This is a genomic window from Virgibacillus subterraneus (assembly GCF_900110695.1).
Classification (GTDB): Bacteria; Bacillota; Bacilli; order Bacillales; family Amphibacillaceae; genus Lentibacillus; species Lentibacillus subterraneus.
In genome coordinates this window covers 813962-828321 of record NZ_FOEH01000001.1, presented here as the reverse complement: position 1 = coordinate 828321, position 14360 = coordinate 813962, and the positions used below count along the sequence as shown (strand labels likewise).

Sequence of the window (14360 nt, the reverse complement as noted above, 5' to 3'; positions counted from 1 at the left end):
ATTACTCCCCAGCATAAGCTTTTAATAAGTATTGATTCAATGTCGCTTTAATTTGTTCCAGACGTCCGGATTGATGGCTGATTTCAGATAATCCTAAAGCATGATCCTCCAGCTTTTGAAAATCAGTTTTTCCTTGAACAACATCCAAACCGATCCCTTCCTTGTAGCTGCTATATCTGTTTTCAACAATTTCCTCAAGAACGTTATCATCAATTAGTTTTTGCGCTACTTTTAGCCCGACTGCGAAGCTATCCATCCCGGCAATATGAGCATGGAATAAATCCCCCGGCTCAAATGAACCTCTTCTAACCTTCGCATCAAAGTTTAATCCGCCACGGCCGAGACCACCATTTTTAATAATTTCATACATTGCTAATGTTGTAGCATGCAGATCTGTAGGGAATTCATCTGTATCCCATCCTAACAATGGATGCCCTTGGTTAGCGTCAACTGAGCCTAACATATCATTAATACGTGCATAATTAAGTTCGTGTTCAAATGTATGCCCGGCCAGTGTTGCATGATTTGCTTCAATATTAAACTTAAAATGGTCCTGAAGATCGTAATTTTGTAAAAAGGCAAATCCACTGGCTACATCAAAATCATATTGATGTGTAGTCGGTTCTTTCGGCTTAGGCTCGATTAGAAATTGAGCATCAAAACCTATCTCTTTAGCATAATCAACAGCCATATGAAAAAATCTTCCCAAGTTATCCATTTCCAGTTTCATATCTGTGTTAAGAAGTGTTTCATAGCCTTCACGTCCACCCCAGAATACATAATTTTCTGCACCCAGTTCTTTACCAATTTCCAATCCTTTTTTAACTTTTGCAGCCGAATAAGCAAAAACATCTGCATTATTAGAGGAAGCTGCTCCATGAATAAAACGAGGGTGCGTAAAGTTATTCGCTGTATTCCAAAGTAATTTAGTTTTGCTGTCCTTCATATACCCCTTCATCAGGTCAACAATCGTATCCAGATTCTTATTCGTTTCCCTTAAATTGCTTCCCTCAGGAGCAATATCTACATCATGGAAACAAAAATATGGTACATTCAGTTTTTCAAAGAATTCAAAGGCAGCTTCTAATCTAGCTTTAGCCAAATCCATCCCTTTATATTTATCCCATGGCCGAACCATCGTACCGGCACCGAATGGATCGGAACCATCCATTGTAAATGTATGCCAATAGGCAACCCCAAAACGAAGGTATTCCTCTACCGTTTTATTGCCTACTTTTTCTTCCGGATTATAAAATTTAAACGCAAATGGATTAGTTGAATTCGCTCCTTCGTATTTTATCTGCCCAATATCGTTAAAAAATGTCATTATAATAACCTCCCAATAATTTATAATGTCTTAATTGAAGATTTTGAAATCGCATACATCAAACAGTCTAAATTTAAACTCCGTAAGGTATGTATGTTTTACGTTAATGTAACTGCTTACATAAAAGTATACCAACCAAAAGTTAGTTTGTCTATCACATGAACAAAGTTTATAATAAACATGTGATAACCTTCTTCCCTTGGATAAATGATTAATTTATAATGGATCACATGGAACATCCCGAAAGGAGGATTCCACCTTGAATAGTACAAGTGGCTTTATTTATAGTGTATTAGAATGGATTACAAGGTTTGCCTATGTAAATTTGCTCTGGATAGTGTTCACATTAGCAGGCGGCATCGTATTAGGCATCTTCCCTGCTACAGTATCCTTGTTCGCCGTGATACGAAAATGGCTCTATGGCGAAGCAGACATTCCAGTTTTTAAATCATTCTGGAATTTTTACAAAAAAGATTTTATAAAAAGTAATTTACTTGGCGTATTTATCAGTGGGTTAGTCATACTTATAGGAATCGACTTTTTATTTATAGAGGTAAATGTAAACGATTTACTTAGATTAACGTATTTACCATTGTATATATATATGTTCCTGTTTCTATTATTCTTTTTCTACATCTTCCCGGCATTTGTTCATTATGATTTAAAATTGCGGAAAGTGATCAAGAATGCTTTTCTTGTAATGTTAATTACTCCGCTTCATAGTTTACTAATTATTGTAAGTCTCATATCCATTTATTTTATTATGGAAGCAGTGCCAGCTTTGGTCTTTATATTTGGTGCAAGCTTTTATGCATTTATTACGATGTGGCTTTGTCTAAATGCATTTTCAAAAGTTGAAAAAAAAGGAAAACGTTCAAGAGGGTGAAAAAGAATCCAGCAACTCTTCTACAAGAGTTAAGCTGGAATTTTTCTCTGCCTGTATTTTATTTTTCTTTATAAGTAAAATAATCAAAATCAGCGTGCTTGCTTTGGCCAGATGTATCCTGGCAATGCATGCCAACAAATGCGCCTGTAAAAAATCCTCCCCCTTGAATATAATCATCTGACAGTTTATAGGAAGGAAATTGAATTGGGATAACTGTCCAGTTTTTACCGTCAAATGAATAGGAATACTCGTAAATGTTTGTCTGTACATCAACCCGAAGGTACACATATTCCACATCATCAGGGATAACAACTTCTTTACCTTTAAACGGATGATTAAAGGTAAAGTTATCACAGGTCATTATCTCTAGTATCCTGCCTTTCTCTTCATGCCAGGAGACCTGCAATGATGTCCAGTTTTGCGTATTATAATAATTTACTAGACCTGCAGATTGCTGAAAAGTATCTGGCTTGAAAGCTACTTTTGTCTCTGCAATAAATTCAAAGTGCTGCCACCGCCGTGCCACATATGCTTGAGTAAACTTTGATGACAACGATTCTTTTCCATATAATCGTAAATGCCCGGGGTTGTCGTTTAGCGAGACAATCTTCTCCCCTAATGGAACACGTAATGTCTGAAAATGAGGGTTTAATTCAATTGAATCAAAGTCATCTTTTTCAGGATAATCTTTTTCCCATTTCACTTCTTCTATTGATGGTCCCTCAATTTCTAATAAAGGCTGATTACCTCCAACGACATATGGCCAGTCATTTTTCCATTCCAATCGCTGAATTGCTGTTTCTCTGCCAAGAGGACAAAATCCACGAGGATCCAACAAGGGCTGGCCTTCTCTTGGCAATGGCCTTCCTGTTAAATGAACTAAAAACCATTCATCTGTATGTGTTTTAACCATCGAAGCATGCCCTGATTTCTGCAATGTATTTCTAGGGTATGGCCAAGAAGTAATCAATGGATTACTAGGATGAACTTCGTATGGCCCACCTATATTTTTTGAGCGGGCAATTGTAGCTTGGTGATCATATTTTGTACCACCTTCAGCAGTTAACAAGTAGTAATAACCATTTATTTTATATAAATGAGGCGCTTCTGTTAATTTTATGTCTGTTCCTTTAAATATAACTTCTGCTTTTCCAACAAGTTTTTGTTCATTCACATTATATTCCTGGAGCACAATACCATAGAAATCATGGTTTCCTGAACGATGATCCCACAGCATATTTGTTAAGTATTTTTTGCCATCGTCATCATGAAATAAAGATGGGTCAAATCCTGAACTGTTTAAGTGTACTGGCTCTGACCAGTCACCATCAATCGTCTCACATGTGACAAGATAATTATGACTATCTTTCCAATTCCCTTCTGTTACCTTGACATCAGTATAGATAAGCCAGAACTTCCCATCGCTATAGGAAAGCGCGGGCGCCCAGATGCCTCCTGAGTCAGGATTACCAATCATATTAAGCTGACTCAGCCGGTTAAGTGGACGCGAAATTAACCGCCAATTCTTCAAATCCTTCGAGTGATAAATTCCTACTCCCGGGAACCATTCAAATGTAGAAACAGCAATATAGTAATCCTCTCCAGCACGACAAATACTTGGATCCGGATTAAATCCTGTTAATATTGGATTTCGAATAATAGCCATTTAAATCCACCTCTACCTCTCTATATTTTCTTATCCTTTTACTGCACTCGCTGAAATCCCTTCGACAATTTTGTTACTGAAGAAGAAGAACGCAATTAAAATTGGAACAATACTAATTACGAGGGTAGCTCCGATTGCACCCCAGTCAGTCATATATTGTCCAACAAAGTTTTGAATTCCCACCGTTAATGTCTTATACTTATCTGAACTAATAAAGGTATTAACAAATACAAATTCATTCCAATTGTAAATCATGTTTATAATAACCGTTGTTGACATTACTGGTATTGTCATCGGTATGATAATACGAAAAAACAAGCGATTAATAGAGCAGCCATCTATGATTGCAGCCTCCTCAATTTCACGTGGCAGGGTATAATAAAAACCTAACAGTATCATCATCGTTATTGGAAGGTTGTAAGCAGTATACGTAATGATAATCGAAAATGGATTATCAATTAAATTAACGGTTAGGAACATTTTAAATAGTGGTATCAGTGCTGAATGGATTGGTATCATTAAACCGACCATAAATAAACCTAATACTAACGAACTGAGCTTCCAGCGCATCCGTGTGATAGCGAAAGTGGCCATACTTGCTAATAAGACAGTTAGTAAAATAGCCACAACCGTATACCAAACACTATTGAAAAAATATACTCCTATATCACCTTGCCAAACCTTAATATAGTTTTCCCATTTCAGTTCCTGTGGGAGTGCGAGTGGAGATCCCCCGAAAATTTCCCTAGTATCTTTTAAAGAAAATAGAACAAGCCATACTAACGGAAAAATCTGAAAGACTCCTACTACCCCTAAGCAAAAGTAAAGAATTAAATATCCTATACGATTCATGTATTTAACCTCCTTCTCCCTTCTAATACTGCACTTCATCATCGGTAGCAGTTAACTTGCGGATGAATACTGTGACAATAAGTGTAATGATTAATAATAGGAAGCCAATTGCACTTCCGTAGCCAAAGTCAGAGACTGAAAATGCTAATTTATACATATAAGAAGCCATTACTTCACTTGCTCCACTTGGACCTCCGCCAGTCATAACATAAATTAAGTCAAAGTATTTCAATGACCCAACAATAGCCAATACAATAGTTACCTTTATAACCCCCATAATAAGAGGTAATTTTACTTTATAGGCTATCTGCAAAGGAGAAGCTCCATCAATTTTGGCTGCCTCAATTAGTGAATCAGGGATATTTTTAAGAGCTGCATAATAAATCAATATATAAAAGCCTGCATACTGCCATAAAATAGGAATAAAGATAGCATACAATACGATATTTGGATCCCCTAACCAGACGGGGGTATTCTCTATGCCTAAGCCTCTTAAAAGACTATTTAAGATACCATTCGCCGGATTATAAATCTTAATCCAAAGTTGCGCAATCGCCACAGAAGACAGCAGCATTGGTATTAAATATATTTTCCTAAGCAGACCTGCACCTTTTATTTTCGAGGCCAAAATAAGGGATATTGCTAAGTAAATTACTAAACTTAATGTAGAAAAGGCCGCCAGTAAAAAGGAATGCATGGCACTATCCCAAAACTTCTCATCTTGGACAGCGTTAATATAATTCTCTAGACCAATAAATTGCATATCACCGATTCCATCCCACTCCATTAAGCCATAATAGCCTGTCAGAAATAATGGTATGTAGATTAATACAGCAATCAGCAGAAGAGCAGGAAGTATATACAATGCAATCATTAGCTTGTTAGACATAACTTTATTCAAAACCTTCACCCCCAAATGATTGTATATAAATCGCTAAGCTAGTAAACTAATTTTCTTATTGAAACCTTTGCGCTTCATATGTTTCACCAAACTTCATTGTAACCGTTTTCTTTTTTATAATTAAAAAACTTTAATAAGTACTATACCATTCTTATTAAAGTGCAGTTTTAGAATATCAAAATACGAGCTGTTTGTCTAGTGGATAAACAAAGTTTATATCAGTTTAGTTTATATCAGTAAACTTGTAGCTAGTAGTAATAGTATAGCAGATTACTATGGCCCTATTTTTTCACCAAAAAAATAAGGCTGTCGAGTTTCTTATCGACAGCCTGTGGACATACAATTAAAGCTTTTTCTTCTACTTATATTCTATTCACCTTCAGCAAGCGCTTCTTCTTGTAGTTCAGTAAACTTCTCTGGTGTTATTTCCCCGCCAAATAATGATTGAATTGCATCCAGGTGAACCTGTGCTACATCAGGATCCATTTGAACATCGGCAAATAGTGTAATATTCTCCGCCGCGCTTAATTCATCCAGTACATTAATATACATTTCTGGGAGATCAACAGAACTCGTATCAACTTTAGTTGCTGGGATAACCCCTGCATCTGTTACAGCTTGTTGTCCCCATTGTTCAACAAAGTAAGAAGCAAATTCTTTAGATTCAGTTTTAACCTCAGAGTTTTCTGCTACAAATAATCCAACTCCTGGTCCACCAACCCAGCTGTTCAAGCTTCCTTGACCATCAACAGTTGGGAAGTTAAAGAAACCAACCGAATCTCTGAATTCTTGTGGCACATCTTCGTTCGTTGTGTAGTTAGGCAAATCCCATGATCCGATTAAATACATAGCGGCTTGACCATTCATAAATAAGCTTTTAGCCTCCTGATCAGCAAGGGCATTATAACCTTCATTAAACGCATCCAGTTCTGTTAAACTTTGTATTTCTTCCGCTGCTTTTACTAGTGCTGGATCTTCAAACGAGCCAGATCGATCAATTGCATTAGTTAGTGTTTCCGCTCCACCAATACGGTCAGCCAGGTACATATACCATAATGAACCAGTCCACCGGTCTTTATTTCCTAAAGCAATTGGTGCAATATTATTTTCTCGTAATGTATCAACAACGTTTTTGAATTCTTCATATGTCTTTGGAACTTCCAAACCATTCTCTTCAAATATTGCCTTATTATAGAAAATAGGTGCGATATTTAATTCTAACGGAAGTCCATATGTGTTCCCATCCATTGCATACGCTTCAGTTGTTCCAGACACAAAGTTTTCCTGTAAACCACTGTCTAACACATCATTTAAAGGAGCGAACATCTCCCCTTCAACATAAGGCTTTAAAAATCCTGCTGCCCATGTCATTCCAACATCAGGTAGTTCTCCGGATGCCGAAAGTACCTTCAGTTTTTCCTTGTATTGCTCATTACCTAGAATCTCCAATTCAACTTTTACACCGGGATTATCCTCTTCGTACTTACTTACAATTTTATTAACAATTTCGTAGTGGTCTTTTGAACTACCCTCTGGCCACAAATGCATAAACTCAATTGTTTTTTTATCACCTTCAGCTTCATCTCCACTAGCATCTCCATCTTCAGAACAGGCAGCAAACACCATCAGTACCAAAACTAGTAAAGCAAATAATAATACTGATTTCTTCTTCAACATATTTATACCCCCTCGTTATTGTAAACGCTTTCTAATTCCATGTGTATAGAATAGCAAACAAATCATCGTTTGTCTACTGAATAAACAAAGTTTATAATAATACTTAGTTGTCGATAATAGTTAAATAGAGGTCTCGCTTTTTATAACTTCTTTAAATGGTGTTATACTTATACTAATTAATAACGTTCTGAATAAAGGTGGCCTACAATAATTAAATATCTAAGGAAAAGGAGAACACGGTAATTATGGGAATAAATCAAACATGGAATCAATTCGTCGTTAAAAAAGGAAACAAATCATTAGTGCTGCATACAATTAAAGTTAGCTCACCGAGTTCACGGGCAGATGTTGCTCATAAAACTGGGCTCAATAAAGGAACTGTATCTTCTTTGGTAAATGAACTGCTTCAGGAACAGCTGATTACCGAATCAGGCCCAGGACAATCAAGTGGTGGCAGAAGACCTGTCATGCTACATTTCAACCAAATTGCCGGGTTCTCTATTGGTATAGATTTAGGTGTTAATTATTTACTTGGGACATTAACCGATCTTCAAGGAAACATTTGCTACGAAAAAAAAATCAATTACAGTCAGCTTTCGTATGAAGAATTAGAAAAAAGGCTATTTGAAGTAATTGATTATTTAACAAACTCTGCGCCTTCGAGTCCATATGGGATTGTCGGAATTGGCATAGGCGTACCAGGGACGGTAAGTACAAACGGTGAAGTATTATTAGCACCTAATTTAGGCTGGAAAAATGTAGACTTAAAAACAGTTATAGAAGAAAAATATGATGTACCTGTTACGATTGAAAACGAAGCAAATGCTGGTGCTTACGGAGAAAAAAAATTCGGGGTAGGAAAAACCGTCGACAATATTATTTATATCAGTGCAGGTATTGGAATAGGGGTAGGCTTAATCCTTAATGGAGAACTTTTTAAAGGCAGTAAAGGGTTTTCCGGTGAATTAGGACACATGACAATCCAAGCCAATGGACTTAAGTGCCGCTGTGGTAATGAAGGTTGCTGGGAATTATACGCATCTGAACAAGCTTTATTAAACGAAGCTAAACAACTGGGCATATACCCAGAAGGTAATAATGAACTAACACTCGAAGATATTAATAAATTAGCTGAGGCCAACAATCCAGATGCTATTCAGCTATTTGAAAAAATCGGGGATTATTTAGGAATCGGCGTGAATAATATAATAAATATTTTTAACCCAGACCAAATCATTATTGGTAACCGGATTGCTACCTCTGAAAAATGGCTTAAGAAAACACTAGAAAACAGAATGAAAACACATACGTTATGGTATCAGCATAGTGATTTAAACATTTACTTTTCGGAATTAAACATCCACTCCACTGCTCTTGGAGTAGCCGCTATAACAGCAGAGAAATTTTTAAATGTAAATTTCGAGAAAAAGGCTCTAGAAGCATAAAGCATAAAAGTAATCGTCACTCCTTTTTTATCGAAGATACTACACTGAAACGATGACCACCTTAAGACTTCAACTCACAACTAAAATATTAGAATACTTGGCTTATCGCTAAGCTCTAACGGTGAAAGCCTAAGTTTTACCTATGCAATAAGAAGGGTTTACACCTTCTTAACTGCAATAGGAAGAGGCCGGGAAAAAAATGTTTTAGTCAAGGTAAAATCCAAACTATGATTTAAAATTCATTAGTTCGGATTTATTTTGCAGTTAAGAAAGTATAACTACTTTCTTACTGAATAAGTGCAACAAGACATTCACCAAAAGGCTTGATGAATGTCTTGTTTTCTAATGTTGCTGATTAGATATAAACTGCGACATAGATTCGATTAATATCATTTAGTGAGGCTCACTAACCGCGCAGTTGGAATATACTCGCTTTCACCACTCCGGGTACAAAGGCGACATCTGTTCAAGCTTATGCATTCACAGTGTCTTCCTTAGCCGTGGGCTCACCACGAGCCTCCTCGCTCGCAAAGAACGCTCCCTGTGGGGTCTCTTAGGCTCGCTGTCCCACACAGGAGTCTCGCATATTTCAACTGCTGGTTTAGATGGTCTAAAATCTTGTTTATATCATCACAATATGCATTTATTTTTTTGAATAAGTAAGCAAAACCGGAGGAAATACACGTAGACTCCTGTGGGAGCTGAGGCCTAGATGAGACTACGCAGCGAGGCTCATCAGCCGCCCTAGGTGCGCGAAGTGTATTTCCGGAGCGGCATAATAGCACTCAAATTTTATAAAAAGTAATTCGCAGTTTATATCAACTACGTATTAGATCCAGCCATTGAAAGTGAACGTTCTAAACATCCTGTCCTGTTGTTATTCGTATTTAAAGTGAATGTTTTAGTTATGTCCCGCCTCTTATCTGTTGAAGCATAATTCTTTATATTAGAAGTGATCGCTTGCTTGTTACCCTTTCACTGACCCTGCCAATAGTCCACGAACAAAATATTTCCCTAAAAAAATGTAGACTAATAATGTTGGCAGAGCTGCTAGTAATGCACCGGCCATTTGCACGTTCCATTGGACAATTTGACTTCCAGAAAGATTTTGCAAAGCAACCATAATCGGCTGGTTATCTGATGTCGTAATAGTTACTGCAAATAAGAATTCGTTCCAGATGTTAGTAAACTGCCAAATCGCCACAACGACAAATCCGGTAATTGATAACGGAATGATTATATGTCGGAATATACCCAGGAAGTTCGCACCATCTATTTTTGCGGCCTCAATCATCTGATCAGGAATATTCGCATAAAAGTTCCGGAACATTAAAGTTGTTATTGGCAATCCATAGACAACATGTACAAGTATTAGTCCTGGAATAGTATTATATAAATCGATTGTACGTAAAAATTGTATCATTGGTATTAAAATACTTTGGTATGGAATAAACATTCCAAACAAAATAAACGTAAAAATTGTATCTGCCCCTCTAAATTTCCATTTAGAAAGCACATATCCATTCATCGCTCCTAACAATGCTGATAACAATGTTGCTGGTACAACAAGGTAAATACTATTCAAAAGGTTTGGTGCTAGTTCTGTAAACGCCCTCACATATGAACTAAAATCTATTGATGTTGGTAAAGCCCACATGCTCTCTAGTGATACCTCGTCTAAAGGCTTCAAACTCGTGACAAGAATTACATAGATTGGCATTAAAAATATTACTGCCAGAAAAATTAATATAAAGTATTTTAATATTTTCCCAATATTAAGTGCTGCCATTAATTATCACCCTTTCTACTATTCCAAAGGTACGGAACAATAAATATTGCTACTAAAAGTAACATGATAATTGCTATAGCAGCCCCATTCGCATAATAGTTTCCTCTGAATGTTGTTTCGAACATATAAACACCAGGAACATCCGTAACGAAATTTGCTCCGGAACCGGTCATGGCATAAATTAAGTCAAATATTTTCAGAGAGATATGGGCCATGATAATAATAACACTCATCGTAATCGGCATTAACATTGGAAGAATAACTCTGCGAAATATTTGAAATTCGCTAGCACCATCTATTCTGGCAGCTTCCCGCAGTTCATCCGGAATACCACGTAATCCGGCTAAATACATTGCTAACGAGAATCCTGTCATCTGCCAAACTGCAGCAATAACAACTGCAATAATGGCCACTGGCAACCCGAACTCAATACTTCCCCATTCATAACCGGCCAAAATGTTTGTATCAGTGTACCATTTTGGTTTAATTCCAAACACACTCAAGAACTGATTAAATCCTGTTGATGGGTTTAAAAGCCATTGCCATACAACACCAGTAACTACAAAGGATAGCGCCATTGGGAACAAGAAAATATTACGAAAAAAGGATTCCCCTTTTAGCTTTTGATCTAGTAGAACTGCTATCCCCATCCCTAATATTATGACGAATCCAATAAATAAAATTGTAAAAAACAAGGTATTTCGCAAGTCAGATTGAAAACGGAAATCATTAAACAGAAAGATATAGTTTTTCAAGCCCGCGAATGAAAAATCCGGTACAAGTGTATTCCAATTACTTACCGATACATACCCAGTCCAACCAATAAATCCATATACAAAAATAAAAATTAAAATAACGGACGGAATTAAAAACGCAATAGCTGTCCACTGATCTTTTGAAAATTTCCTATTGCGTTTTTTCTTTACTTCCTCCAAATTAATACCCTCCTCACATCGAGGTTTCATGTTGTAAAGAAAAAAGGCTGCCAAATTATATGAGGCAGCCTCAAATCTGCTAAATTATTACATTTCCGGTGCTGCGCTTTCTAGTGCCTGAACAAAGGCGTCAACATCACGTTGTGTTACAAAGATGTTTACAGCTTGATTTACTTTTGTTAAAAACCCTTCTGATGCTGCAGAGCCATGCGCAAGACTTGGAACTAATCGTGCTTCCTGGAAGTCAGCCATCGTATCTTTACCATACTGATCATAGTTAGATTCGTCAGCATCAACACGTGCTGGAATTGAACCTTTTAATGGATTAAAGGCATCCTGTCCTTCCACAGATCCTAATACTGAAAGAAACTTCTTAACATCATCAGGATTATCTATCCCTTTTGGCAATCCGAATGTGTCGGTAATAACAACAAACTCACCGTCTGTAGCAGGGAATTCAAAGTAACCAAAGTCCTTATTTGTTTCCAATTCTAAGTCATTTGCGAAATATCCTTTTGCCCAATCACCCATATTAATCATTGCCGCGTCACCATTTGCAACTAACTGACCTGAATCTTGCCAGTTACGTGAAACATGATCTTCATTTACATAATCAAGCATTTTACCAAATTTCTCAGTTGCTTCTACGACTCGCTCATCGTCAAAGCCAATTTCACCTTCAAAAAGTTTCTTATAATCGTCAGGTCCTAAAACACCTAATAGAACATTTTCAAAAATCTGAGTCGCTGTCCACGATTCTTTGTCCCCTAATGCTAGTGGATCTATGCCCGCAGCTTTTAACTCATCTGCTACTTCAAAAAACTCATCAAATGTTGTTGGTACCTCAATTCCGTTATCCTCGAACACTTGCATGTTATAAAACATTACATTTCCTCGATGAATATTTACTGGTACTGAATAAATGTTGCCATCTTTACTGACCAAGTCAATTAATTCCTGTGGAAATTTATCCATCCAGCCATTTTCTTCATAAAAGTCGTTTAGTGGTTGCATTTTATCTGCTGCAACCCAGCCTTCGTTTAATTCATCTCCACCGTGAACCTGGAATGTTGATGGCGGATCGTCACCTTGCATTCTAGTTGCAAGTACTGCTTTCGCGTTCGTGCCTGCCCCACCAGCTACAGCAGCATTTTCAACTGCAATATCCGGATGTTCTTCTTCAAACAAATCAATTAAGGCTAACAGGCCATCTTCCTCACCAGCACCTGTCCACCAGCTAAAGATTTCTACTTCTTTAGCACTCTCTCCACTATCAGAATCACCGTCAGACCCAGATGATTCTGAACTGCATGCAGAAACAACAAGTGCCAACGCTAAAAGAAACATAATTCCATATAATTTCTTCACAAATAAATCCCCCTTTTGTTTGATAACGCTTTCATACCTAATTGTAAAAAAATCTAGGTGTTTACAGAATATTAATTACAGCACTTTTTTACTATTACCTTCACTTTTTAAAGATTTCGTATTGAAAGTGCTTAGGGGACATCTGATAATACTTTTTAAAAACCCTGCTAAAATAATTTGGGTCATTATATCCAACCATATAGCTTATCTCTTTCAATGAATAAACATTTTCCTGAATTAAACCTTTTGCTTTTTCCATACGAAGTTTCGTCACATAATCTATAAATGTCTGCCCAAACTCCTGTTTAAATACATTTGAAAAGTAATTGGGGCTTAAATCGACATATGCTGAAGTTTCCTCCAACGTCACTCCGTTGCAGTAATTTTCCTCAACAAATGTCTTAGCCTTTGCAATGTACTGTTTGGATTGATAGTATTCTTGTAAATTCATACAACAAATCGTAATAAATGTATGCCAGTCATAAGGTGAGTTCAATTCAGATATAGAACTGTCAGGAATTGAAATACCCCGTTCTTCCAGCAATTGTCTTATATTAAAATAAATTTCTTCCAGGTCACTGGTTGTAAAATCTTCCTCGTTAAAAATATCCACAGAATATCGGTCATTACCTTTTCCAATCTCTGCAAGCAGACGTGTTATAATCTCTTTTCTATCATTCTCTTTTTCTCTTAGAAACCCGTAGTTCCGCTTTTTCACTTTATTTAACTGGTAGCTAGCAGTAAGTGCTTCTTGATATGATCTCGGGAAATTTTCAAGGGATTCACACGGATATCCTGCTCCAATAAAGCAATTCTCCCCGATTTCCAATTGAATCCTTCGAGCCACAGTTAGTACCTCCGCTTTATCAATATTCATCGTCACCAAAACGCAAATAGAAAGTCGCTCTTCAGTCATGTTAAAGATAAAAGAATGCCTAATATGCTTTTTTAAAATAAGCTCAACTGTGTCTTCATCTACAAGTCTATTTAACTTTGCAACCAAAAAATACCCAGTTTGCATTTCGGGAAAATACATCTGCTGTATGTCATACGCCTCTTCTGAAACTGGTTGATGCATCAATTTTGTAAATAAACGCTCTTTAAATAACTTTCTCTTTTCGTCCTGTTGTTCACGTTCATGCAAGATTTCTTTTTTAACACGGAGTATTGCTCGCACAATTTCCTCTTTTTTTCCGGGCTTTAGAATATACTCCTTTATCCCATAGTTCATGGCCTGTTTTGCATAACCGAACGAATCATAAGCAGATACCAGGATAAACTTTATTGAAGGATCATGCTTGGTGATCTCTTTAATCGCCTCAAGACCATTTATCCCCGGCATTTTTATATCCATAAAAATAATATCGGGATGTGTTGATTCTGCTAGTTCGATTGCCTTTCTACCATTCTGTGCTTCCCCAACAATACGCATATCAGTAAAATTACTTTCTATAAACTTTTTCATCGCTTTTCGTTCCAGCAATTCATCCTCAGCAATTAATACGCGCATTATA

The 14360-nt window shown here is 36.8% G+C and carries 11 protein-coding genes; 2 read left to right on the top strand and 9 right to left on the bottom strand.

What is annotated here, in order from left to right; translation table 11 throughout:
* Position 1: 1 nt before the first annotated feature.
* Positions 2-1327 (bottom strand): xylose isomerase, encoded by a 1326-nt coding sequence (gene xylA, locus BMY13_RS03895; RefSeq protein WP_092502691.1) that lies wholly within the window; start codon positions 1325-1327, stop codon positions 2-4.
* 259 nt (positions 1328-1586) lie between these two features.
* Here xylA and BMY13_RS03890 point away from each other — a divergent pair, with 259 nt between their 5' ends.
* Entirely contained in the window at positions 1587-2213 is a 627-nt protein-coding gene (locus BMY13_RS03890; RefSeq protein WP_092502689.1) for a YesL family protein, read from the top strand.
* Positions 2214-2271: 58 nt separating this feature from the next.
* On the opposite strand, the gene BMY13_RS03885 is transcribed toward BMY13_RS03890, so the two are convergent.
* The 4 genes from BMY13_RS03885 to BMY13_RS03870 form a co-directional block, all read right to left on the bottom strand.
* Entirely contained in the window at positions 2272-3879 is a 1608-nt protein-coding gene (locus tag BMY13_RS03885; protein WP_092502687.1) for a glycoside hydrolase family 43 protein, read from the bottom strand.
* 30 nt (positions 3880-3909) lie between these two features.
* Positions 3910-4731 (bottom strand): carbohydrate ABC transporter permease, encoded by an 822-nt coding sequence (locus BMY13_RS03880; protein WP_092502685.1) that lies wholly within the window; start codon positions 4729-4731, stop codon positions 3910-3912.
* Positions 4732-4753: 22 nt separating this feature from the next.
* Positions 4754-5632, bottom strand: coding sequence for a carbohydrate ABC transporter permease (locus BMY13_RS03875; protein WP_092502683.1), 879 nt, complete (start codon positions 5630-5632; stop codon positions 4754-4756).
* 369 nt (positions 5633-6001) lie between these two features.
* Positions 6002-7309: an extracellular solute-binding protein gene (locus BMY13_RS03870; protein ID WP_092502681.1), complete on the bottom strand. Its 1308-nt coding sequence runs from the start codon at positions 7307-7309 to the stop codon at positions 6002-6004.
* Between the two features lie 245 nt (positions 7310-7554).
* Between BMY13_RS03870 and BMY13_RS03865 the strand changes: the two genes are divergently transcribed.
* Positions 7555-8754 (top strand): ROK family transcriptional regulator, encoded by a 1200-nt coding sequence (locus BMY13_RS03865; RefSeq protein ID WP_092502679.1) that lies wholly within the window; start codon positions 7555-7557, stop codon positions 8752-8754.
* A gap of 967 nt (positions 8755-9721) precedes the next feature.
* Here BMY13_RS03865 and BMY13_RS03860 read toward each other — a convergent pair.
* The 4 genes from BMY13_RS03860 to BMY13_RS03845 form a co-directional block, all read right to left on the bottom strand.
* On the bottom strand, positions 9722-10543 hold the full coding sequence (locus tag BMY13_RS03860) for a carbohydrate ABC transporter permease (protein WP_092502677.1): 822 nt from the start codon (positions 10541-10543) through the stop codon (positions 9722-9724).
* Positions 10543-11478 (bottom strand): carbohydrate ABC transporter permease, encoded by a 936-nt coding sequence (locus tag BMY13_RS03855; RefSeq protein WP_425445136.1) that lies wholly within the window; start codon positions 11476-11478, stop codon positions 10543-10545. The genes BMY13_RS03860 and BMY13_RS03855 overlap by 1 nt, the downstream gene beginning before the upstream one ends.
* 87 nt (positions 11479-11565) lie before the next feature.
* Positions 11566-12825, bottom strand: a complete 1260-nt coding sequence (locus BMY13_RS03850; protein ID WP_092503422.1) for an ABC transporter substrate-binding protein — start codon at positions 12823-12825, stop codon at positions 11566-11568.
* A gap of 121 nt (positions 12826-12946) precedes the next feature.
* Positions 12947-14356 (bottom strand): response regulator transcription factor, encoded by a 1410-nt coding sequence (locus BMY13_RS03845; RefSeq protein ID WP_092502675.1) that lies wholly within the window; start codon positions 14354-14356, stop codon positions 12947-12949.
* Between the last annotated feature and the right edge of the window lie 4 nt (positions 14357-14360).

Coding starts and splice junctions, on each gene's coding strand:
- xylA (WP_092502691.1), bottom strand. CDS start 1,327: ATGACATTTTTTAACGATATTGGGCAGATAAAATACGAAGGAGCGAAT.
- BMY13_RS03885 (WP_092502687.1), bottom strand. CDS start 3,879: ATGGCTATTATTCGAAATCCAATATTAACAGGATTTAATCCGGATCCA.
- BMY13_RS03880 (WP_092502685.1), bottom strand. CDS start 4,731: ATGAATCGTATAGGATATTTAATTCTTTACTTTTGCTTAGGGGTAGTA.
- BMY13_RS03870 (WP_092502681.1), bottom strand. CDS start 7,309: ATGTTGAAGAAGAAATCAGTATTATTATTTGCTTTACTAGTTTTGGTA.
- BMY13_RS03865 (WP_092502679.1), top strand. CDS start 7,555: ATGGGAATAAATCAAACATGGAATCAATTCGTCGTTAAAAAAGGAAAC.
- BMY13_RS03860 (WP_092502677.1), bottom strand. CDS start 10,543: ATGGCAGCACTTAATATTGGGAAAATATTAAAATACTTTATATTAATT.
- BMY13_RS03850 (WP_092503422.1), bottom strand. CDS start 12,825: ATGTTTCTTTTAGCGTTGGCACTTGTTGTTTCTGCATGCAGTTCAGAA.
- BMY13_RS03845 (WP_092502675.1), bottom strand. CDS start 14,356: ATGCGCGTATTAATTGCTGAGGATGAATTGCTGGAACGAAAAGCGATG.